Origin of the sequence: Streptomyces sp. NPDC048483, assembly GCF_040651455.1 — a bacterium.
Classification (GTDB): Bacteria; Actinomycetota; Actinomycetes; order Streptomycetales; family Streptomycetaceae; genus Streptomyces.
This window is the reverse complement of record NZ_JBEZJZ010000056.1, coordinates 25,027-45,142: the sequence shown is the minus strand read 5'-3', so window position 1 is coordinate 45,142 and position 20,116 is coordinate 25,027. Positions and strand designations below refer to the sequence as shown.

The window sequence follows — 20,116 nt, the reverse complement described above, 5'->3', positions numbered from 1 at the left end:
GGCCCGCCCCATGTCGTATCCCCCTTGCAGGCCGAGGGAGTTGGGGTCCACGGGCGTGAACGTCCCGCCCCTCGGTCTCGGCTGCGCGCCGCTCGGCAACCTCTACCGCGCCGTCCCGGAGGAGTGCGCGCAGGACGTCGTCCGCACCGCCCTCGCCACCGGGGCCGCGTACTTCGACACCGCCCCGCACTACGGCCTCGGTCTGTCGGAGGAACGCCTCGGCCGGGCGCTGCGCGGCCGCGACCGCGCCGGCTACACCCTGTCCACCAAGGTGGGCCGCCGGCTGCGGCCGCTCGCGCCGGGGGAGGAGGCGGCCGGTGAGGGCTTCGTCGAGACCCCCGCACGGGCCCGCGTAAGGGACTTCACCCGCGACGGCATCCGCGCCACCCTCGATGCGTCCTTGGAGCGGCTCGGCGTGGACGCCGTCGACATCGTCTATCTGCACGACGCCGAGGACCATCTGCGCGAGGTGTACGAGACCGGCTTCCCGGCCCTCGCCGAGCTGCGCGACCAGAAGGCCGTCCGCGCCATCGGCTTCGGCATGAACCACAGTGACGTACTGGCCCGTCTGGTGGCCGACCTCGAGGTGGATGTCGTCCTGTGTGCCGGCCGCTGGACGCTCCTGGAGCACACCGCCCTCGGCGACCTGCTGCCGGTGTGCGAGCGCCGCGGCACCTCCGTGGTCGTCGGCGGCGTCTACAACTCCGGGCTGCTGGCCGACCCGTCGCCCGGCGCGCCGTACAACTACGCGCCCGCGCCCGCCGCGCTGCTCGGCCGGGCGCGTCAACTCGCCGCCGTGTGCGACCGGTTCGGGGTTTCCCTCAAGGCCGCCGCGCTGCGCTTCCCCTTCGGGCACCGGGCCGTCGCCTCGGCCGTCGTCGGCGCCGCCACACCGGACGAGATGGCCGAGAACGCCCGGCTGTTCACCCAGGACATCCCGGACGAGCTGTGGCATACGCTCGTCGCCCGCGGCCTGCTCGACCCCGATCTGCCGCTGCCCCTGAACGACTGAGCCCGACCCGGGAGCGCGCCCCTGATGCGTATCGATGCCCATCACCACCTGTGGGACCTGACCCGCCGCCACCAGCCGTGGATGGACGGGCCCTGGGCCGACCCGATCCGCCGCGGCTACGCGCTGCCCGACCTCACGCCGCATCTGGCCGCGCACCGGGTCGACGGCACCGTCCTCGTCCAGTCCTCGTCCTCGTACGAGGAGACCGCCGAACTGCTCGCCGTCGCGGCGGGGGAGGGGCCGGTCGCCGGTGTCGTCGGCTGGGCCGGCCTCACCGACCCGGCGCTCGCCGAGGCCCTCGCGGCGCTGCCCGCCGGCCTGGTCGGCATCCGCCATCAGGTCCAGGACGAGCCGGACCCCGACTGGCTCACCCGCCCGGAGGTCCTGCGCGGCCTGGGCGTGCTCGCCGATGCCGGCCTGGTCTACGACCTCCTGGTCACCCCGCGCGAACTCCCCGCCGCCCGCGCCGCCGTGCGCGCCCTCCCGGGCCTGTCCTTCGTCCTGGACCACGCCGGCAAACCCGCGGTGGCGCGGCGCGACTGGCAGCCCTGGGCGGACGCTCTCACCTCCCTCGCCGAGCTGCCCAACGTCACCTGCAAGCTGTCGGGGCTGGTCACCGAGGCCGACTGGGACGCCTGGCGGCCGCAGCAGATCCTGCCCTATGCCCGGCATGTGCTGGATGCCTTCGGTCCCGACCGGGTGATGTTCGGCTCCGACTGGCCGGTGTGCACCCTCGCCGCCGACTACGACGACGTCCTCGCCCTGGCGGAGTCGGCCACCGGCCGGCTCACGGAGGCCGAGCGGGCGGCGGTGTTCGGGGGGACGGCGGGGCGGGTTTACGGGATCAAGGGCCAGGGGGGCGGAGGCTAGGGGGCCGGGCGTGCAGGGTGGGGCGCTGCTGGGTCCGGGGTCCGGGGGCCGGGGTCCGGGTTCCGGAGGCCGGATGACTGCGGGTCGTGCCGGAGGGGCGGCTTCCCGTCCGGATTCCGCCAGCTTCGGCCGGCGCACCGTCGGACGATGGAGGCGCACCGCTGCCTGCAAGGCGGTGCGGTCCACGGGACGGACCTCCTCCGTGCGGTCCACGGGACGACCTCCTAGGTACGAGGTGATGACGATGGCGACAGCGGTGACGGCTTCCGGTGCGCGGCCGCTCGGCGGCAAGGTGGCACTGGTGACCGGCGGCAGCCGGGGGATCGGGGCGGAGATCGCGGCGCGGCTGGCCGCCGAGGGGGCCGCGGTGGTGCTGACGTACCGCAGCCGCAAGGACCTCGCGGAGCAGGTGGTCGAGCGGATCGCGGAGGCGGGCGGGCGGGCCTGGGGGGTACGGGCGGACAGTGCGGACCCGGAGGCGGTCTGGGCCGCGGTCGCGGGGGTCGCCGACCGGCTGGGCAGGCTCGACATCCTGGTGAACAACGCCGGCATCAATGTGGTCGGGCCGTTCGAGGGGATCTCCGTGGAGGATGTCGACCGGGTGCTGCGGACCAATGTCCGGGGGCCGTTCCTCGTGACGCAGGCCGCGGCCCCGCATCTGAGCGAGGGCGGGCGGATCATCTCCATCGGCAGCTGTCTGGCCGAGCGGGTCGTCCTCCCCGGCAGCACCCTCTACGCCACCAGCAAGGCCGCGCTCATCGGCCTGACCAGGACGCTGGCCAGGGAACTGGGGCCGCGCGGCATCACTGCCAACCTGGTGCAGCCCGGTCCGATCGACACCGACATGAACCCGGCCGACGGCGACGGCGCACCGGCACAGGCCGGACTGACCTCCCTCGGCTCCTACGGGCAGGCCTGCGACGTCGCGGCGACCGTGGCCCACCTGGCCGGGGAGGGCGGACGGTTCATCACCGGCGCCACCATCACGGTGGACGGGGGATTCGCGGCCTGAAGCGGCCGGGCGGCAGGGTGCGGTAGGGCAGCAGGGCAGCAGGGAGGGTACAGGGCCGCGGTCCGGCGTCACAGCGATGCGCGCAGCCACTGCTCCACGCTCGCGATGTGCACCGTCGCCCATGCCCGCGCCGCCTCGGCGTCACGGTCGCGCAGGGCGCCGAGGATCGCGCGGTGCTCGGTGAGGGTACGGGCCACCGCGTCCTTCTGCGTCAGCCCGCGCCAGACCCGGGCCCGGGTGGTCGGCCCGGACAGCCCCTCCAGCAGGGAGCAGAGCACGGAGTTGCCGGAGGCGGCGACGATGTTGCGATGGAACTCCAGGTCGCAGGCGACCAGGTCCTCGACGGACGGCTCCGGGCCCAGCGCATTCAACTGGCCCTCCAGGTCGTCCAGTTCCGCCGCGGTCATCCGGCCGGCCGCCATCGCCGTCGCGGCCGGCTCCAGGATCCGGCGTACGGCCAGGAATTCCAGCACCGTGTCGTCGCGGTGGAAGTCCACCACGAAACTCATGGCCTCCAGCAGGAGTTGCGGATCGAGGCTGGTGACGTAGGTGCCGTCGCCCTGGCGGACGTCCAGGATCCGGATGAGGGAGAGCGCGCGCACCGCCTCGCGCAGCGAGTTGCGGGACAGACCGAGCTCGGCCGCCAGCTCGCTCTCCTTCGGCAGCCGGTCGCCCGGCCGCAGCGCGCCGGAGACGATCATTCCCTTGATCTTCTCGATGGCCTCGTCGGTGACCGCCATGGCCGCCCTCCCCGCAGACATCCGATGTCTGGGCCATTATGACCTGCCGCGGGCTCCCCAGCCGGTCCCGTACGCCGACCAGTCCTCCTCCGTGGCCGCGAAGTCGACATACAGTGCCGTTCCGAACCGCTGCCGGCCCCGGTCCTCGCGGGTCAGCCCCAGTCGTATACCCCGCACCGCGGCCCGTACGGTCTCCGCCGAGGCGTGGTGGCCCATGTCGTCGGTGTGGAAGAACGGCAGCCCCATCAGCAGATCGGTGTCCTTGGGCGTCGCCTCCAGCGCCAGCCGGGTCTGCCGCGCCACGTAGCCGCCGTAGAGGCTCTCGGCCGGCAGCGCGGTGTCGTACGACATCAGCGCGATCTGGTCGACGCGGCGCGCCACCTGGCCGAAGAACCGCTGGGATATCCACTTGCGGTGGCCCGTCAGGGCGTTGCTGACCGTGTGCAGATGGGGCAGCGGGTCTATCTGGTGGACGGCGACGGACAGGACACCGCCCCGCGCGCGCACGGCAGGGCCGAGCCGGTCCAGCAGCCGCAGATAGTCGGGGTTGTCGGAGTGCAGTGGTTCCACGTCCAGATGGACTCCGGCGAAACCGTCTGCGAGCACCTGCCGGGCGCTCGCCACGATCGCCTTACGGGCCGCGGCGTCCGCCAGCCGCAGCCCGCCATGCTCGCCCGGCTCGTACACCAGCCGGTCGCCGAGCCATGCATGCACCCTGACCTTCGGCAGCTCGCGGTGCACCCCGGCGATCAGCCGGCCGGCGCGTGGGTAGGCCCTGCGGGCCGGCGGCAGGGTGCCGTCGTGCTCCAACGGCCCGGCGTGGACGTACAGATCGCGGATGCCGGTGCCCTCGAGGCGGCGCCGCAGTGCCGCCAGGTCGGAGGCGTCCCGCCGCCCGTCCACCCACGCATGCCCGAGCCAGAGCGCATCGCGCCCGCGGGTGGTGGCATCGGGCGCGGCCGTCCCCGCGTACCCGACCCGCAGCGCCGTCGCCCCGACCGTCACCGGCAGGACGACCAGTACGGCCACCAGCCAGGCCGCCCACTTCGCCACCCGCCGAAGCCTTCGCCGATCCATTGCAGACCCCCGTGTCCCCTGTTGTCCCCCGCTGAGGTGTCTCTTCGTCCTCCGCTGAGGCGTCTCGGTGAACATCATCGCAGCCGTCACTGACAGTGACCATCCCGGTCGTCCGGCCTGTGGACAACCGCGAGCGGAGACGACGCGGAGACGACGGGCGGATACGACGGGCGGACACGAGGAGCAGACGCGACGATGGGGCGGCCCCGAGGCCCGCCCCATGCCTGACGCATCGTCAGTCCGTCAGCATGTCCTTCACCTTGGCCCGGACGTCCTCCGTGTCCAGTCCGCGGATCATCAGCGTGGTCCGGCGGCGCAGCACATCGTCGACCGTCTCGGCCCACTCGTGGTCGCGGGCGTAGGCGACCTGCGCCCAGATCTCCGGCGCGTCCGGGTGGATGCGCTCGGCCAGCGCCGGGTTGTCGTTGGCCAGCCGGGCGATGTCGAAGGACAGCGAGCCGTAGTGGGTGGCCAGGTGGCGGGCGGTCTCCGGGGCCATCCGCGGGCCGGGGGTGCCGCCGTCGACCAGCAGCCGGTGGGCGACCGCGTTGGGGTTGGCGATACCGGGCAGCGGGAGCTTCTTCGGCAGCTGGGAGATGGGCTCCATGTCCTCGCCCAGCGGCTGGCCGGGCAGCGCGGCGAGCTTGTTCATCACCGTACGGCCGATGTGGCGGAAGGTCGTCCACTTGCCGCCGGCGACCGACAGCATGCCGCCGCTGCCCTCGGTGACGACCGTCTCGCGCTTGGCCTTGGAGGTGTCGCCGGGGCCGCCGGGCAGCACCCGCAGACCCGCGAAGGAGTACGTGATCAGGTCGCGGGAGAGCTGCTGGTCGCGGATGGAGAAGGCGGCCTCGTCCAGGATCTGGGCGGTGTCCTTCTCGTTGACCGCGACATCCGCCGGGTCGCCCTCGAACTCCTCGTCCGTGGTGCCCAGCAGCAGCATGTCCTCCCAGGGGAGGGCGAAGGTGATGCGGTACTTGTCGATCGGCGTGGCCAGCGCGGCCTTCCAGGGGGCGGTCCGCTTGAGGACCAGGTGGGCGCCCTTGGACAGACGGATGGAGGGGGCCGCCTTCGGGTCCTCCATCTTGCGCAGGTGGTCGACCCAGGGGCCGGTGGCGTTGAGGACCAGGCGGGCGCTGACGCCGAACTCCTGGCCGTCCATACGGTCCTTGAGCTCGGCGCCGGTGACCCGGCCCTGGGTGAAGCGCAGTCCGGTGACCTCGGCGTGGTTGAGGACCGTGGCGCCGGCCGCGACCGCCGCACGGACGGTCATCAGGGCCATCCGGGAGTCGTTCATCTGGTCGTCGCCGTACACGGCCACGGCCTTGAGGTTGTCCGTCCGCAGCTCGGGCACGTCGCGCGCGGCCTTGGACGGGCTTATGACATGGCCGACGCCGTCGCCGAACGCGGACAGCGCGGAGTAGGCGAAGACGCCCGCGCCGAGCTTGGCCGCGCCGTGCGGGCCGCCCTTGTAGACGGGCAGGTAGAAGGTGAGGGGGTTGGCGAGGTGCGGTGCCACCTGGCGCGACACCGCACGTCGCTCGAAGTGGTTCTCCGCCACCAGCTTGACCGCGCCGGTCTGCAGGTAGCGCAGACCGCCGTGCAGCAGCTTGGAGGAGGCGGAGGAGGTGGCGCCGGCGAAGTCACCGGCGTCCACCAGGGCCACCCGCAGTCCGGCCTGCGCGGCGTGCCAGGCGGTGGAGATGCCCAGGATGCCGCCGCCGATCACCAGGAGGTCGTACGTCGCCTTGGAAAGCTGCTCCCGGGTCTCGGCACGGCTCGCGGTGGAACCGCTGGCCGGGTGCGTCCCGAGGGCCGGGACGCTCTGCAGGGTGCTCATGATGTGCTCCTCGTCAGCTCTCGTCGTCGTCGAGCCAGCCCATGGTCCGCTCGACGGCCTTGAGCCAGCTCTTGTATTCGCGGTCACGGGTGGCCGCATCCATCCGGGGGGTCCATTCGGCGGCCCGGCGCCAGTTGGCGCGCAGTTCGTCGGTGCTGGACCAGAAGCCGACGGCCAGTCCGGCCGCATAGGCAGCGCCGAGGCAGGTGGTCTCGGCGACCATCGGGCGCACCACGGGGGCGTCCAGGAAGTCCGAGATGGTCTGCATCAGCAGGTTGTTGGAGGTCATGCCGCCGTCGACCTTGAGTGCGGTCAGCTCGACGCCGGAGTCCTTGGTCATGGCGTCGGTGATCTCACGGGTCTGCCAGGCGGTGGCCTCGAGTACGGCGCGGGCGATGTGCGCCTTGGTGACGTAACGGGTCAGGCCCGCGATCACACCGCGCGCGTCCGAGCGCCAGTACGGGGCGAACAGGCCGGAGAAGGCCGGCACGAAGTAGGCGCCGCCGTTGTCCTCGACCGTGCTGGCCAGGGTCTCGATCTCGGCCGCGGAGTTGATGAGCCCCATCTGGTCGCGCATCCACTGGACGAGCGAGCCGGTGACGGCGATGGAGCCTTCCAGGGCGTAGACCGGCTGCTGGTCGCCGATGCGGTAGCCGACGGTGGTCAGCAGCCCGTTGTAGGAGTTGACCGGCTCATGGCCGGTGTTCATCAGCATGAAGGTGCCGGTGCCGTACGTGGACTTGGCCTCGCCCTGCGCAAAGCAGGTCTGGCCGAAGAGCGCGGCCTGCTGGTCGCCGAGCGCGGAGGCGACCGGGACCCCGGCGAGGACGCCGACGGCGCTGGTGCCGTAGACCTCGGCGGACGACCTGATCTCCGGCAGCACCGCGGCCGGGATGTCCATCGACGTGAGGATCTTGTCGTCCCACTCGAGGTTGTGCAGGTTCATCAGCATGGTGCGCGAGGCGTTGGTGACGTCGGTGACGTGGTGGCCGCCGTCGACGCCGCCGGTGAGGTTCCAGATGACCCAGGAGTCCATCGTGCCGAAGAGGATCTCGCCGCGCTCGGCGCGCTCGCGCAGGCCCTCGACGTTGTCGAGCAGCCAGCGGATCTTCGGGCCCGCGAAGTAGGAGGCCAGCGGCAGGCCCGTCTCGCGGCGGAAGCGGTCCTGGCCGACGTTGCGGCCGAGCTCCTTGCAGAGCGCGTCGGTACGGGTGTCCTGCCAGACGATGGCGTTGTGGACGGGCTCACCGGTGTTCTTGTCCCAGAGCACGGTGGTCTCGCGCTGGTTGGTGATGCCGATGGCCTTGACGTCCTTGGCGGTGATGCCCGCCTTCTCGACGGCGCCGTCGACGACCTGCTGGACGTTGGTCCAGATCTCGGTCGCGTTGTGCTCGACCCAGCCCGGCTTCGGGAAGATCTGCTCGTGCTCCTTCTGGTCGACCGAGACGATCCGGCCGTCCTTGTCGAAGACGATGCAGCGGCTCGAGGTCGTGCCCTGGTCGATGGCCGCGATGAACGGGCCGTGGCCGTGCGAGGAGGTGCTGGGGGTGTCGCTCATGGTGTGCTCCAAGAAGTCTGTGCGGGCTCAGTCGGGGCGGTCAGGCGGCTCAGGCGAATGCCACCTGGTAGATGCCACCGGCGATGGCTCCGCCGATGAGCGGGCCGACGACCGGGATCCATGCGTAGCCCCAGTCTGAACCGCCCTTGTTGGGCAGCGGCAGCAGCGCATGCACAATGCGCGGGCCGAGGTCGCGGACCGGGTTGATGGCGTATCCGGTCGGTCCGCCGAGCGACAGACCGATGCCGACGACCATCAGCGCGACCAGCATCGTGCCGATCGTGCCGACGCCCTTTCCGTTGTCACTCAGGCCGAGGGTGAGGATCCCGAGCACGAGCACGATGGTGGCGATGATCTCGGTGGCCAGGTTCTGCACCGTGTGCCGGATCTCCGGGCCGGTGGAGAAGATGCCGAGCACCGGGCCCGCCTTGGGAGCGGCCTTGGGGTCGACCAGGCCCTCCTCGCTGGTGTGATCGGCCAGCACCTGCTTGTCGGTCAGATGTGCCTGGAACTGTCCGTAGTACGTGATCCAGACCAGCACCGCGCCGATCATGGCGCCGAGCATTTCACCGGCGAAGTACACCGGAACCTGATTCCACTCGATGCCGCCCTTGATGGCGAGACCGATGGTCACAGCGGGGTTGAGGTGCGCGCCGGACTTGGCGGCGATGTAGGCACCTGTGAGGACGGCGAAGCCCCACCCGAAGGCGATGGCGACCCATCCGGCGTTGAATGCCTTGGAGCGCTTGAACGTCACGGCGGCACAGACGCCGCCACCCATCAAGAGCAGTACAGCGGTACCGATGGTTTCGCTGAGGAAGATGTCGGAGCTGGACACCGGCGACTCCTTTGTCCTTCGTCCAGGGGAAGGCGAACCCCGGGTCCCTCCGGTGGTCCGCACCCTCCGAGAGGGCGGTGGTCGGCCGGCGGCAGTGCCCACCATAGCGAATATTGTCGTTAGGTGTTCGACAATGCCGACCGACGAACGGCAGTTTTGTTCACCATAAGAACCTCGTCAAGGGTTCCGTGGCGAAAAACTTAGGTGAACAAATCGGCGAAATACGGTCAGAACCGGCCTGCGCCAAGATCCCTTGACACGGCACGTGCGCAATCCCTCACCGCAGCGATGATTTCCGGCCGCAGTTCACCCTCCCGGCAGACCCGCTCCACGGCTCCTGTGACACCCACCGCACCCACCGGCATCCGCCGCCGGTCATGGATCGGCGCGGCCACCGAGGCGACGCCGTCCCAGGTCTCCTCCACGTCCGCGGCCCAGCCCCGCGCCCGGGCCAGGTCCAGCAGCTTCTCGAAGTCGTCCAGGTCGGTCACGGTGCGCGGCGTGAGCGCCTGCCGCTCCGCCTCGGCCACCTCGCTGTGCGCGACCGGGTCGTAGGCCGAGAGCACCTTGCCCAGCGCCGTGCAGTGCAGCGGCTGCATCGCCCCGACCTCGAGGACCTGGCGGCTGTCGTCGGGCCGGAAGACGTGGTGCACGATCAGGACACCCTGCTGGTGCAGCACGCCCAGATAGACGCTCTCCCCGCTGGAGCGGGCCAGGTCGTCGGTCCATACGAGAGCGCGGGCCCGCAGCTCGTGCACGTCCAGATAGCTGTTGCCCAGGCGCAGCAGCTCCGCGCCCAGCTGGTAGCGGCCGGATGCCAGGTCCTGCTCGACGAAGCCCTCCTGCTGCAGTGTGCGCAGGATCCCGTGGGCGGTGCCCTTGGCCAGCCCCAGGGAGGAGGAGATGTCGGAGAGTCCCAGCCGCCGTTCCCCTCCTGCGAGCAGCCGCAGCATCGCGGCTGCTCGCTCCAGCGACTGGATCGTGCGTGCCATCGGGCAACCTCCGAAGTATGCGGTTCGACAATGCCAAACGATATCGGTCCATGCCGACTCTTGGCAGTCAACAGGGTCTATCAACGATCATGGATAGTCCATGGACCCCCCACCCGGCCCCGCTGTCCACGGCGTGGAATGGGGAACCCCTGTACGGGACCGACAGCTACGCTGGCCGGGTGCGCCCTCTGCCGGAGGGTGCAAAGCCGACAGCCGTCGCAACCAGGGAGCATCTCCATGGCCTCGTACACGCCATCGTCCACCAGCACATCCCGAGTCGAATCACTGCGTGAGGCACTGGCCTCGCGGGTGGTGGTAGCCGACGGTGCGATGGGCACGATGCTGCAGGCGCAGGATCCGACGCTGGAGGACTTCGAGCAGCTCGAGGGCTGCAACGAGATCCTCAACCTCACCCGGCCGGACATCGTCCGCTCGGTCCACGAGGAGTACTTCGCCGTCGGCGTCGACTGCGTCGAGACCAACACCTTCGGCGCGAACTTCGCGGCGCTCGCCGAGTACGACATCCCCGAGCGGGTCTTCGAGCTGTCCGAGTCGGGCGCGCGCATCGCCCGCGAGGTCGCCGACGAGTTCACCGAGAAGACCGGCCAGCAGCGCTACGTCCTCGGCTCCATGGGCCCCGGCACCAAGCTGCCGACCCTGGGCCACGCCCCCTACGTCACCCTGCGCGACGCCTACCAGCAGAACGCCGAGGGCATGATCGCCGGCGGCGCCGACGCGCTGCTGGTGGAGACCACCCAGGACCTGCTGCAGACCAAGGCCTCGATCCTGGGCGCCCGCCGCGCCCTGGAGGCCACCGGCACCAAGCTGCCGATCATCTGCTCCGTCACCGTCGAGACCACCGGCACCATGCTGCTGGGCTCCGAGATCGGCGCCGCCCTCACGGCCCTGGAGCCGCTGGGCATCGACATGATCGGCCTGAACTGCGCCACCGGCCCCGCCGAGATGAGCGAGCACCTGCGCTACCTCGCCCGGCACTCCCGCGTCCCGCTCTCGTGCATGCCGAACGCCGGCCTGCCGGTCCTGGGCAAGAACGGCGCCCACTACCCGCTGTCCGCCACCGAGCTGGCCGACGCCCAGGAGACGTTCGTCGCCGAATACGGGCTGTCCCTGGTCGGCGGCTGCTGCGGTACGACGCCCGAGCACCTGCGGCAGGTCGTCGAGCGGGTCCGTGGCGTGGCCCCCACCGCCCGTGAGCCGCGCCCCGAGCCCGGCGCCGCCTCGCTCTACCAGACCGTGCCCTTCCGCCAGGACACCTCGTACATGGCGATCGGCGAACGCACCAACGCCAACGGCTCGAAGAAGTTCCGCGAGGCCATGCTGGAGGCCCGCTGGGACGACTGTGTGGAGATGGCCCGCGACCAGATCCGCGAGGGCGCCCACATGCTCGACCTGTGCGTCGACTACGTCGGCCGCGACGGCGTCGCCGACATGGAGGAGCTGGCCGGGCGCTTCGCCACCGCCTCCACCCTGCCCATCGTCCTGGACTCCACCGAGGTCCCGGTGATCCAGGCGGGGCTGGAGAAGCTCGGCGGCCGCGCCGTGATCAACTCCGTCAACTACGAGGACGGCGACGGCCCCGAGTCCCGCTTCGCGAAGGTCACCCAGCTCGCCCAGGAGCACGGCGCGGCGCTGATCGCGCTGACCATCGACGAGGAGGGCCAGGCCCGCACCGTCGAGCACAAGGTCGCCATCGCCGAGCGCCTCATCGCCGACCTCACCGGCAACTGGGGCATCCACGAGTCGGACATCCTCATCGACTGCCTGACCTTCACCATCTGTACCGGTCAGGAGGAGTCCCGCAAGGACGGCATCGCCACCATCGAGGCGATCCGCGAGCTGAAGAAGCGGCACCCCGAGGTACAGACCACCCTCGGTCTGTCGAACATCTCCTTCGGCCTCAACCCGGCCGCCCGCGTCGTCCTCAACTCCGTCTTCCTGGACGAGTGCGTCAAGGCCGGCCTGGACTCGGCGATCGTCCACGCGTCCAAGATCCTGCCGATCGCGCGCCTGGAGGAGGAGCAGGTCAAGGCCGCCCTCGACCTGGTCTACGACCGCCGCGCCGAAGGCTATGACCCCCTCCAGAAGCTCATGGAGCTCTTCGAGGGCGTCAACATGAAGTCCATGAAGGCCGGCAAGGCCGAGGAACTGCTCGCCCTGCCGCTGGAGGAGCGCCTCCAGCGCCGCATCATCGACGGCGAGAAGAACGGCCTGGAGCAGGACCTGGACACGGCGCTCGCCCAGCGCCCGGCCCTGGAGATCGTCAACGACATCCTCCTGGAGGGCATGAAGGTCGTCGGCGAGCTCTTCGGCTCCGGCCAGATGCAGCTGCCGTTCGTCCTCCAGTCCGCCGAGGTCATGAAGACCGCGGTGGCCTACCTGGAGCCGCACATGGAGAAGTCGGACGCGGAGGGCAAGGGCACCATCGTGCTCGCCACCGTCCGCGGCGACGTCCACGACATCGGCAAGAACCTCGTCGACATCATCCTGTCCAACAACGGCTACAACGTCGTCAACCTCGGTATCAAGCAGCCGGTCTCGGCGATCCTGGAAGCCGCCGAGGAACACCGCGCCGACGTCATCGGCATGTCCGGGCTCCTGGTCAAGTCCACCGTGATCATGAAGGAGAACCTGGAGGAGCTCAACCAGCGCAAGATGGCCGCGGACTTCCCCGTCATCCTCGGCGGCGCGGCCCTCACCCGCGCCTATGTCGAGCAGGACCTCCACGAGATCTACGAGGGCGAAGTCCGCTACGCCCGCGACGCGTTCGAGGGACTGCGCCTGATGGACGCCCTGATCGCCGTCAAGCGCGGGGTGCCCGGCGCCGTCCTGCCCGAGCTCAAGCAGCGCCGGGTGGCCAAGAAGGACACGGCGGTCCTGGAGGTCGAGGAGCCCGAGGGTTCCGTACGCTCCGACGTCGCCGTCGACAACCCCGTCCCCACCCCGCCGTTCTGGGGCACCCGCGTCGTCAAGGGCATCCAGCTCGCCGACTACGCGTCCTGGCTGGACGAGGGCGCGCTCTTCAAGGGCCAGTGGGGCCTCAAGCAGGCCCGTACGGGCGAGGGCCCCACCTATGAGGAGCTGGTGGAGACCGAGGGCCGCCCGCGGCTGCGCGGCTGGCTGGACAAGCTGCAGACCGAGAACCTCCTCGAAGCCGCCGTCGTCCACGGCTACTTCCCCTGCCACTCCAAGGGCGACGACCTCATCCTCCTGAACGAGGACGGCACCGAGCGCACCCGCTTCACCTTCCCGCGCCAGCGCCGCGGCCGCCGCCTGTGCCTGGCGGACTTCTTCCGCCCGGAGGAGTCCGGCGAGCGCGACGTCGTCGGCCTCCAGGTCGTCACCGTCGGCTCGAAGATCGGCGCCGCCACGGCCGAGCTGTTCGAGGCCAACGCCTACCGCGACTACCTCGAACTGCACGGTCTGTCCGTCCAGTTGGCCGAGGCACTGGCCGAGTACTGGCACGCCCGGGTGCGCGGCGAGCTCGGCTTCGCGGGCGAGGACCCGGCCGACGTCGAGGACATGTTCGCGCTCAAGTACCGCGGCGCGCGCTTCTCGCTCGGCTACGGCGCCTGCCCCGACCTGGAGGACCGCGCCAAGATCGCGGACCTGCTGCAGCCGGAGCGGATCGGCGTCGAGCTCTCCGAGGAGTTCCAGCTGCACCCCGAGCAGTCCACGGACGCCATCGTCATCCACCACCCGGAGGCGAAGTACTTCAACGCGCGGTAGCGGGACAACGCCGGGCAGTGCCGGGTCCCGGACGATTTTCGTCCGCTTGACCGCGCGTATCGGGCCGTACCGTCGTACACTGGTCGGTCCGGTAGTGGCCGGTCGCAACCCCCTCCGGGGGCGGCGACCGGCCCTTTCGTCCCTTCGGGGACATCCCCACGGAGGTGGATGGATGACCAGCAGCATCCCCGCAGTCGGCACCCGCACGGCCGAGCCCGCCACCCTCCAGGCCGTCTTCCTCGACCTGGACGGCACCCTCGTCGACACCGAGGGGTTCTGGTGGGAGGCCGAGGCCGAGGTCTTCGCCGAACTGGGCCACATCCTGGACGACGGCCACCGTGAGGTCGTCGTCGGCGGCCCGATGACCCGCAGCGCCGGCTATCTCATCCAGGCGACCGGCGCCGAGATCGGCCTCGCCGAGCTCAGCGGGCTGCTGAACGCCCGCTTTGCCGCCCGGATCAGCCGCGGGGTGCCGCTGATGCCGGGTGCCCGGCGGCTGCTGGCCGAACTGAGGGCCCACGGGGTGCCGACCGCCCTGGTCACCGCCTCGCACCGCGCCATCATCGACCTGATGCTGCACTGGCTCGGCCGGGAGAACTTCGACCTGACGCTGGCCGGCGACGAGCTGGAGCGCACCAAGCCGCACCCGGACCCCTATCTGACGGCCGCCGCCCGGCTGGGCGTGGACCCGGGGTGCTGTGCCGTCGTCGAGGACACCCTGACGGGGGTGACGGCGGGCGAGGCCGCGGGCTGCCGGGTGGTCGCGGTGCCGTCGGTGATCCCGATCCCGCCATCGAAGGGCCGTACCGTCGTGGGCTCGCTGAAAGAAGTCGATCTCGCTTTTCTCCGCGCGCTCATCACGGAAAGCCGCTGAATCGTGCACCGAGCGTGTCCCCGGCGCGCCCGGGTCCGTCCGCACGGAAAACACCGGGAACTCTGGGGAGCGGGGCGCTCATTTTCCGTAACGAATGCACTGGCGGAATTCCTTTGGTGCGAGCGTTCCTGGAATGCGTGACGTTTCTCACGTGCCGTGCCGTCGACAGAGGGGTCGACAGGTGTTCCAGGGGGTGCCCTTGAGGGTTTCTACGGGGGTAAGTGTCCGGATTGGTGGAGCAACGTGCGAATCGTTCCGCCGTCCGGATATCGGTCACGCCGTTACCGTTATCCCGTCGCCATATTGATTCAACTCCGTTGTGTCCCGGACCGGCTGACCGTTCCTACTAATGTCGACGCGAGCACTTCTCTGCGCTGATAAGGAACCTGCCGACGATGAACCGCAAGACCTTGGTGCTGCCGGTCCTGGCCGGTCTGCTCGCCCCCGTACTCGCTGCCTGCGGCGGCGCGGACGGCGCGGGCGAAGGCGGCGACCCCATCGTCGTCGGGGTCGCCTCGCAGATCGAGGCCACCAAGGCGGCGCCCGCTCCCCTCGACCCGGCACAGGCCTACGACGTCGACGGCTGGAACATCCTGCGCAGCACCCTCCAGACGCTGCTGCGGCAGCCCCGGACGGGCACGGCGCCGGTGCCCGAGGCGGCCGAGTCGTGCGGGTTCCGGGACACGCAGAACGAGCAGTACCGCTGCACCCTGCGCAAGGGGCTGACGTTCTCCAACGGCCACGCCCTGACGTCGCAGGACGTGAAGTTCTCCTTCGACCGGATGCGGAAGATCGACAACACCAGCGGGCCGGTGTCGCTGCTCTACGGCATCGACAAGGTCGAGACGCCCAGCGACAACGAGATCGTCTTCCACCTCAACAAGCCCGACGCAACCTTCCCGCAAAAGCTGGCGACACCCGCCGCGGCGATCGTCGATCCCGACGTGTACTCCGAGAACCACCTCTACAAGGGCTTCGACCTGATCGGCTCCGGCCCGTACACCCTCAAGGCCGAACACACCTCGAACCGCATCACCAAGGCCGTCTTCACCAAGAACCCCGAGTACAAGGGCGGGATCAAGGTCGAGAACGACAAGGTCGAGATGCGCTTCTTCGGCGACTCCGCGGCCATGGAGGCGGCGCTGCGCAAGGGCGATGTCGATGTGATGAACCGCGGCCTGGGACCGGACCAGATCAGGGGCCTGGAGAACGCCCGCGACCAGCACATCGCGCTCGAGCCGATGCCGGGCCAGGAGATCCGCTACCTCGCCTTCAACACCAAGGACCCCAAGGTCTCCGACAAGGCCGTGCGGCAGGCGATGGCGCAGATCGTCAACCGCTCGCAGCTGGTGCGCGAGGTCTACGCCTACACGGGTGACCCGCTCTACTCGCTGGTCCCCACCGGCCTGACCGGCCACACCAACTCGTTCTTCAACAAGTACGGGAACCCCAGCGTCGCCGCCGCCCGCAAGACCTTGCAGCAGGCGAACATCACCACCCCGGTGAAGTTCACCCTCACCTACACCACGCAGCACTACGGCTCCAGCACCGCCAAGGAGTTCCGTACGCTGCAGAAGCAGCTCAACGCCAGCAAGCTCTTCCGCGTCGACATCAAGGGCGTCGACAGCTGGCAGCAGTTCCGCGCCAACGCCCGGGCCGGGAAGTACACCGCCTACGGGATGGGCTGGTTCGCCGACCTCCCGGACGCGGACAACTACATCGCCCCGTTCATCGGCAAGGGCAACTTCCTCAACACCCCCTACCGCAACTCCCGGATCGAGTCGCAGCTGATCCCCACCACCCGCCAGCAGACCGACCGCAACGCCGCCGCGGCCGGCTTCAAGCAGGCGCAGGACATCCTGGCCGACGACGTCCCGATCCTCCCGCTGTGGCAGGGCAAGCAGTACGTCGCCGCCCGCGACGACATCACCGGCCTGGGCTGGGCCCTCAACTCCGCCTCGGCACTGCAGATCTGGGAGCTGGGCCGCGGCGTCGCCGACTGACCCCGGCAGCCGCCCGTACGACCACCTGAGCAGCCACGGCAGGCCCGCGGCTGCCGCACCATGCACCCGCGAACCGCATCACAGCGAACCGCACCACCGCACCACCGCGACACCGAACGTGAGGAACCCCCTAGTGAGGCAGCGTGACCAGAGGCTGGCCGCCCCGATCGGAGCGGGGCTGGCAACAGCCCTTCTCGCGCTCGCGGGATGCAGCTCCGACGACTCGGGCGGGGCGGGCCAGGGCGAGCCAGTCGTCATGGGCATGAACGAAAAGTTCGTCGCCACCGACCCCGCCGCCGGCTACGACCCCGGGTCCTGGCTGCTGTTCAACAACGTCTTCCAGTCCCTGCTGAGCTTCCCCAAGGGCGGCACCACGCCCCAACCGGAAGCCGCCGAGAGCTGCACCTTCACCGACACCCGCAGCAAGGTCTACCGCTGCACCCTCAAGGACGGCCTCACCTTCAGCAACGGCCACGCGCTGACCTCGAAGGACGTCAAGTTCTCCTTTGACCGTGTGCGGCGCATCGACGACAAGAACGGCCCTGCGGTGATGTTCACCGCCCTCGACAAGGTCGACACGCCCGACGACAAAACCGTCGTCTTCCGTCTGAAGACGCCCGACGCCACCTTCCCCATGAAGATCGCCTCGGGCGCCGGCTCCATCGTCGACCACGCCGCCTACCCCGCCGACCGCCTGCGCACCGACAACAAGGCCGTCGGCTCCGGCGTCTACACCCTCGACGAGTACGGGCCCAAGAAGGCCGTCTTCGGAGTCAACCCCGGCTACAAGGGCCCCGCCAAGGTCAACAACTCCGGGATGACCGTGAAGTTCTACGGCACCCCCGAGCGGCTGAAGCAGGCGGTCAGCAGCGGCTCCGTGGATCTGGCCTACCGCGGACTGTCCCTGCAGGACCTCTCCGCCCTCACCAAGGCCTCGCTCCACGAACAGCGCGGCACCAAGGTGATAGAGGGCGACAGCGCCGAGGTCATGCACCTGGTGTTCAACCTCAAGGACCCCGTCGCGGGCAAGCCCGGTGTCCGTAAGGCGATCGCCTACCTCCTGGACCGCTCCACCCTCGTCCGCGACGTCTACCGGCACACCGCCGAACCGCTGTACTCCGTCGTTCCCGCGGGCATCACGGGCCACAACACCGCCTTCTTCAACGCCTACGGCGACCGCCCGCAACCCGACAAGGCGGCCGACGCCCTGCGCGACGCCGGCGTGCGCGGCAAGGTCCCGCTCACCCTGTGGGCCACCCCCGACCGCTTCGGCCCCGGCACCGTCCCCGCCGTCAAGGAAATCGCCCAACAGCTCAACGCCGGCGGCCTGTTCGACGCCAAGGTGCGCAGCGTGCCCACCGAGGAGTACGAGAAGGGCATGGCCTCCGGCCGGTTCGGCGTCTACGTCAAGGGCTGGATCCCCGACTACCCGGACCCGGACAACTTCACCGCGCCGTTCTTCGGCAAGAACAGCGTGCTGTCCAACCACTACGACTCGCCGCAGATCGCCGGCAAGCTGCTGCCCAGGACCGCCGACCAGCCCGACCGCGGCGCCACCAAGGACGACTTCCGCAAGCTGCAGGACATCGTCGCCCGCGATGTGCCGGTCATCCCGCTGTGGCAGGGCAAGCAGTACGCCGTCGCCCGCGACGGCATCTCCGGCCTGGAGTGGACGCTGGACTCCTCGACGGTCTTCCGCTTCTGGGAGATCAGCAAGGCGGCCGACGACTGATCCGGCCCGTGCGCAGACACGGATGAGGGCGGGGCCGGTCCGACCGGCCCCGCCCTCCTCGTCCGTGCCCCGCCCGCTACTGCGCGCCGGGGCGCACCAGCCCGCTCTCGTACGCGTACACCGCCGCCTGCACCCGGTCACGCAGGCGCAGCTTCGTCAGCACATGGCCCACATGCGTCTTGACGGTCGTCTCGCTGACGAACAGGTCCGCGGCGATCTCGGCGTTCGACAGCCCGCGCGCCACCAGCTTCAGCACCTCCACCTCGCGCTCGGTGAGGGTGTGCAGGGTGTCCGGCAGCGGCTCCTCGCCCGACGGCAGATGGCCGGCGTACTTGTCCAGCAGCCGGCGCGTGATGCTGGGCGCCAGCATCGCCTCGCCCGCGGCCACCACCCGGATCGCCTGCACCAGCTCATTGGCCGGCGCGTCCTTGAGCAGAAAGCCACTGGCCCCGGCCCGCAGCGCCTCGACGACATATTCGTCCAGGTCGAAGGTGGTCAGCACCAGCACCTTGGCCGGGCCGTCCTTCGCCGGGCCGGTGATCTGCCGGGTCGCCTCGACGCCGTCCATCCGGGGCATCCGGATGTCCATCAGCACCACATCGGGCTGCAGGGCACGCACCTGGTCCAGCGCCTGCAGACCGTCACCGGCCTCACCGACGACCGCCAGATCCTGCTCGGCCTCCAGGATCATGCGGAATCCCGTGCGCAGCAGGGGCTGGTCGTCGACCAGCAGGACGCGGATGGCCACGAGCTCTCCTTTGTTAGATCTGCTCCATTCTGCCCTGCGGCACCCCGCCGCCGTCCGCCGGGCGCACCTGCAGCGGATACACCGGGGGAGTGCCGCCGAATTCCGGGCAGTGCGCCTGGTGGTCGCACCAGCCGCACAGCTTCGTCGGCCGCGGCCGCCAGTCGCCGGTGTCCGTCGCCAGCTGGATCGCCTCCCACAGCGCCAGCAACTTCCGCTCCACGCCCCGCAGATCGGCCTCGCTCGGGTCGTACGTGACCACATCGCCGCTGCCCAGATACACCAGCTGCAGCCGCCGCGGGACCGTACCGCTGCGCCGCCACATCACCAGCGCATAGAACTTCATCTGGAACAGCGCACCCTCGGCGAACTGCGGCCGCGGCGCCTTGCCCGTCTTGTAGTCGACGATCCGCACCTCGCCCGTCGGCGCGATGTCGACCCGGTCGATGAACCCCCGCAGCTGCAGCCCGGAATCCAGCACCGTCTCCACATACAGCTCGCGCTCGGCCGGCTCCAGCCGCGTCGGGTCCTCCAGCGAGAACCACCGCTCCACCAGGGCCTCGGCATCCGCCAGCCACGCCGCCAGCCGCTCACCGTCCGCATCGTCCGCGAACAGCTCCGCCAGCTCCGGCCGCTTGGCCAGCAGGTTCTCCCACTCGCCCGGCACCATCGCCCGCGCGCCCGGCGCCGTACGCTCCGCTGCCGGCGCGTCGAAGAGCCGCTCCAGCACCGCATGGACCACCGTGCCCCGGGTCGCCGCCGCGCTCGGCTTCTCCGGCAGCTTGTCGATCACCCGGAAGCGGTACAGCAGCGGACACTGCATGAAATCGCTCGCCCGCGACGGCGACAGCGCAACCGGGCGAGCGGCCGCTGCCGCCTGCGGCCCCACCTGCCGGGCTTCTGGCCCGCCCGCGGTCTGCTGCGCGCCCTGCCCGCCCTGCCCGCCCTGCGTGGCCGCCTCGGCCCTCTCGGTGCTCGTTCCCATGCCACAAGACCCTACGGCCCGCCACTGACAACCGCGTACCGCCCGCGGCAGGCAGGGCCCCCGCGGGGGATACGGCCCGAACGCTCCGCAT

The 20,116-nt window shown here is 70.3% G+C and carries 15 protein-coding genes; 7 read left to right on the top strand and 8 right to left on the bottom strand.

Annotation, left to right across the window (positions count from 1 at the left end; translation table 11 throughout):
* The first annotated feature begins 10 nt into the window (after window positions 1-10).
* The 3 genes from AB0D04_RS25530 (at window position 11) to AB0D04_RS25520 (ending at window position 2,894) form a co-directional block, all read left to right on the top strand.
* Complete coding sequence (locus AB0D04_RS25530) at window positions 11-1,012, top strand: aldo/keto reductase (RefSeq protein WP_362707510.1); 1,002 nt, start codon at window positions 11-13, stop codon at window positions 1,010-1,012.
* A gap of 24 nt (window positions 1,013-1,036) precedes the next feature.
* Window positions 1,037-1,882, top strand: a complete 846-nt coding sequence (locus AB0D04_RS25525; protein ID WP_362707507.1) for an amidohydrolase family protein — start codon at window positions 1,037-1,039, stop codon at window positions 1,880-1,882.
* 238 nt (window positions 1,883-2,120) lie between these two features.
* A complete protein-coding gene (locus AB0D04_RS25520) occupies window positions 2,121-2,894 on the top strand; it encodes an SDR family oxidoreductase (RefSeq protein WP_362707505.1) in 774 nt (257 codons plus the stop codon).
* Window positions 2,895-2,962: 68 nt separating this feature from the next.
* Here the strand turns inward: AB0D04_RS25520 and AB0D04_RS25515 are convergent, their stop codons facing one another.
* From AB0D04_RS25515 to AB0D04_RS25490, 6 genes are all read right to left on the bottom strand, one after another.
* On the bottom strand, window positions 2,963-3,634 hold the full coding sequence (locus AB0D04_RS25515) for a FadR/GntR family transcriptional regulator (RefSeq protein ID WP_362707502.1): 672 nt from the start codon (window positions 3,632-3,634) through the stop codon (window positions 2,963-2,965).
* A gap of 36 nt (window positions 3,635-3,670) precedes the next feature.
* Window positions 3,671-4,687 carry a hypothetical protein gene (locus tag AB0D04_RS25510; RefSeq protein ID WP_362707499.1) on the bottom strand — a complete coding sequence of 339 codons (1,017 nt, stop codon included), beginning with the start codon at window positions 4,685-4,687 and terminating at the stop codon, window positions 3,671-3,673.
* Between the two features lie 259 nt (window positions 4,688-4,946).
* Entirely contained in the window at window positions 4,947-6,551 is a 1,605-nt protein-coding gene (locus tag AB0D04_RS25505; RefSeq protein WP_362707496.1) for a glycerol-3-phosphate dehydrogenase/oxidase, read from the bottom strand.
* 13 nt (window positions 6,552-6,564) lie between these two features.
* On the bottom strand, window positions 6,565-8,109 hold the full coding sequence (gene glpK / locus AB0D04_RS25500; RefSeq protein ID WP_362707493.1) for a glycerol kinase GlpK: 1,545 nt from the start codon (window positions 8,107-8,109) through the stop codon (window positions 6,565-6,567).
* Between the two features lie 49 nt (window positions 8,110-8,158).
* Complete coding sequence (locus AB0D04_RS25495; protein WP_362707490.1) at window positions 8,159-8,947, bottom strand: MIP/aquaporin family protein; 789 nt, start codon at window positions 8,945-8,947, stop codon at window positions 8,159-8,161.
* Between the two features lie 227 nt (window positions 8,948-9,174).
* The gene (locus AB0D04_RS25490; protein ID WP_362707489.1) at window positions 9,175-9,939 is read right to left on the bottom strand and encodes an IclR family transcriptional regulator; all 765 of its coding nucleotides are present in this window, start codon (window positions 9,937-9,939) and stop codon (window positions 9,175-9,177) included.
* A 237-nt stretch (window positions 9,940-10,176) separates the two neighbouring features.
* Between AB0D04_RS25490 and metH the strand changes: the two genes are divergently transcribed.
* The 4 genes from metH (at window position 10,177) to AB0D04_RS25470 (ending at window position 18,295) form a co-directional block, all read left to right on the top strand.
* Window positions 10,177-13,686: a methionine synthase gene (gene metH, locus AB0D04_RS25485; protein ID WP_362707486.1), complete on the top strand. Its 3,510-nt coding sequence runs from the start codon at window positions 10,177-10,179 to the stop codon at window positions 13,684-13,686.
* A 172-nt stretch (window positions 13,687-13,858) separates the two neighbouring features.
* Entirely contained in the window at window positions 13,859-14,560 is a 702-nt protein-coding gene (locus AB0D04_RS25480; RefSeq protein WP_362707484.1) for an HAD family phosphatase, read from the top strand.
* Window positions 14,561-14,955: 395 nt separating this feature from the next.
* Entirely contained in the window at window positions 14,956-16,563 is a 1,608-nt protein-coding gene (locus tag AB0D04_RS25475; RefSeq protein WP_362707481.1) for an ABC transporter substrate-binding protein, read from the top strand.
* 133 nt (window positions 16,564-16,696) lie between these two features.
* The gene (locus AB0D04_RS25470; RefSeq protein WP_362707479.1) at window positions 16,697-18,295 is read left to right on the top strand and encodes an ABC transporter substrate-binding protein; all 1,599 of its coding nucleotides are present in this window, start codon (window positions 16,697-16,699) and stop codon (window positions 18,293-18,295) included.
* Between the two features lie 76 nt (window positions 18,296-18,371).
* On the opposite strand, the gene AB0D04_RS25465 is transcribed toward AB0D04_RS25470, so the two are convergent.
* A complete protein-coding gene (locus tag AB0D04_RS25465; protein WP_362707477.1) occupies window positions 18,372-19,043 on the bottom strand; it encodes a response regulator transcription factor in 672 nt (223 codons plus the stop codon).
* A 13-nt stretch (window positions 19,044-19,056) separates the two neighbouring features.
* Entirely contained in the window at window positions 19,057-20,025 is a 969-nt protein-coding gene (locus AB0D04_RS25460; protein WP_362707474.1) for a RecB family exonuclease, read from the bottom strand.
* Window positions 20,026-20,116 lie beyond the last annotated feature (91 nt).

Excerpts from the sequence above, each read along its gene's own strand:
- AB0D04_RS25505 (WP_362707496.1), bottom strand. The coding sequence starts at position 6,551 with ATGAGCACCCTGCAGAGCGTCCCGGCCCTCGGGACGCACCCGGCCAGC.
- AB0D04_RS25475 (WP_362707481.1), top strand. The coding sequence starts at position 14,956 with ATGAACCGCAAGACCTTGGTGCTGCCGGTCCTGGCCGGTCTGCTCGCC.
- glpK (WP_362707493.1), bottom strand. The coding sequence starts at position 8,109 with ATGAGCGACACCCCCAGCACCTCCTCGCACGGCCACGGCCCGTTCATC.
- AB0D04_RS25520 (WP_362707505.1), top strand. The coding sequence starts at position 2,121 with ATGACGATGGCGACAGCGGTGACGGCTTCCGGTGCGCGGCCGCTCGGC.
- AB0D04_RS25490 (WP_362707489.1), bottom strand. The coding sequence starts at position 9,939 with ATGGCACGCACGATCCAGTCGCTGGAGCGAGCAGCCGCGATGCTGCGG.
- AB0D04_RS25525 (WP_362707507.1), top strand. The coding sequence starts at position 1,037 with ATGCGTATCGATGCCCATCACCACCTGTGGGACCTGACCCGCCGCCAC.
- AB0D04_RS25460 (WP_362707474.1), bottom strand. The coding sequence starts at position 20,025 with ATGGGAACGAGCACCGAGAGGGCCGAGGCGGCCACGCAGGGCGGGCAG.
- metH (WP_362707486.1), top strand. The coding sequence starts at position 10,177 with ATGGCCTCGTACACGCCATCGTCCACCAGCACATCCCGAGTCGAATCA.
- AB0D04_RS25515 (WP_362707502.1), bottom strand. The coding sequence starts at position 3,634 with ATGGCGGTCACCGACGAGGCCATCGAGAAGATCAAGGGAATGATCGTC.
- AB0D04_RS25480 (WP_362707484.1), top strand. The coding sequence starts at position 13,859 with ATGACCAGCAGCATCCCCGCAGTCGGCACCCGCACGGCCGAGCCCGCC.
- AB0D04_RS25530 (WP_362707510.1), top strand. The coding sequence starts at position 11 with ATGTCGTATCCCCCTTGCAGGCCGAGGGAGTTGGGGTCCACGGGCGTG.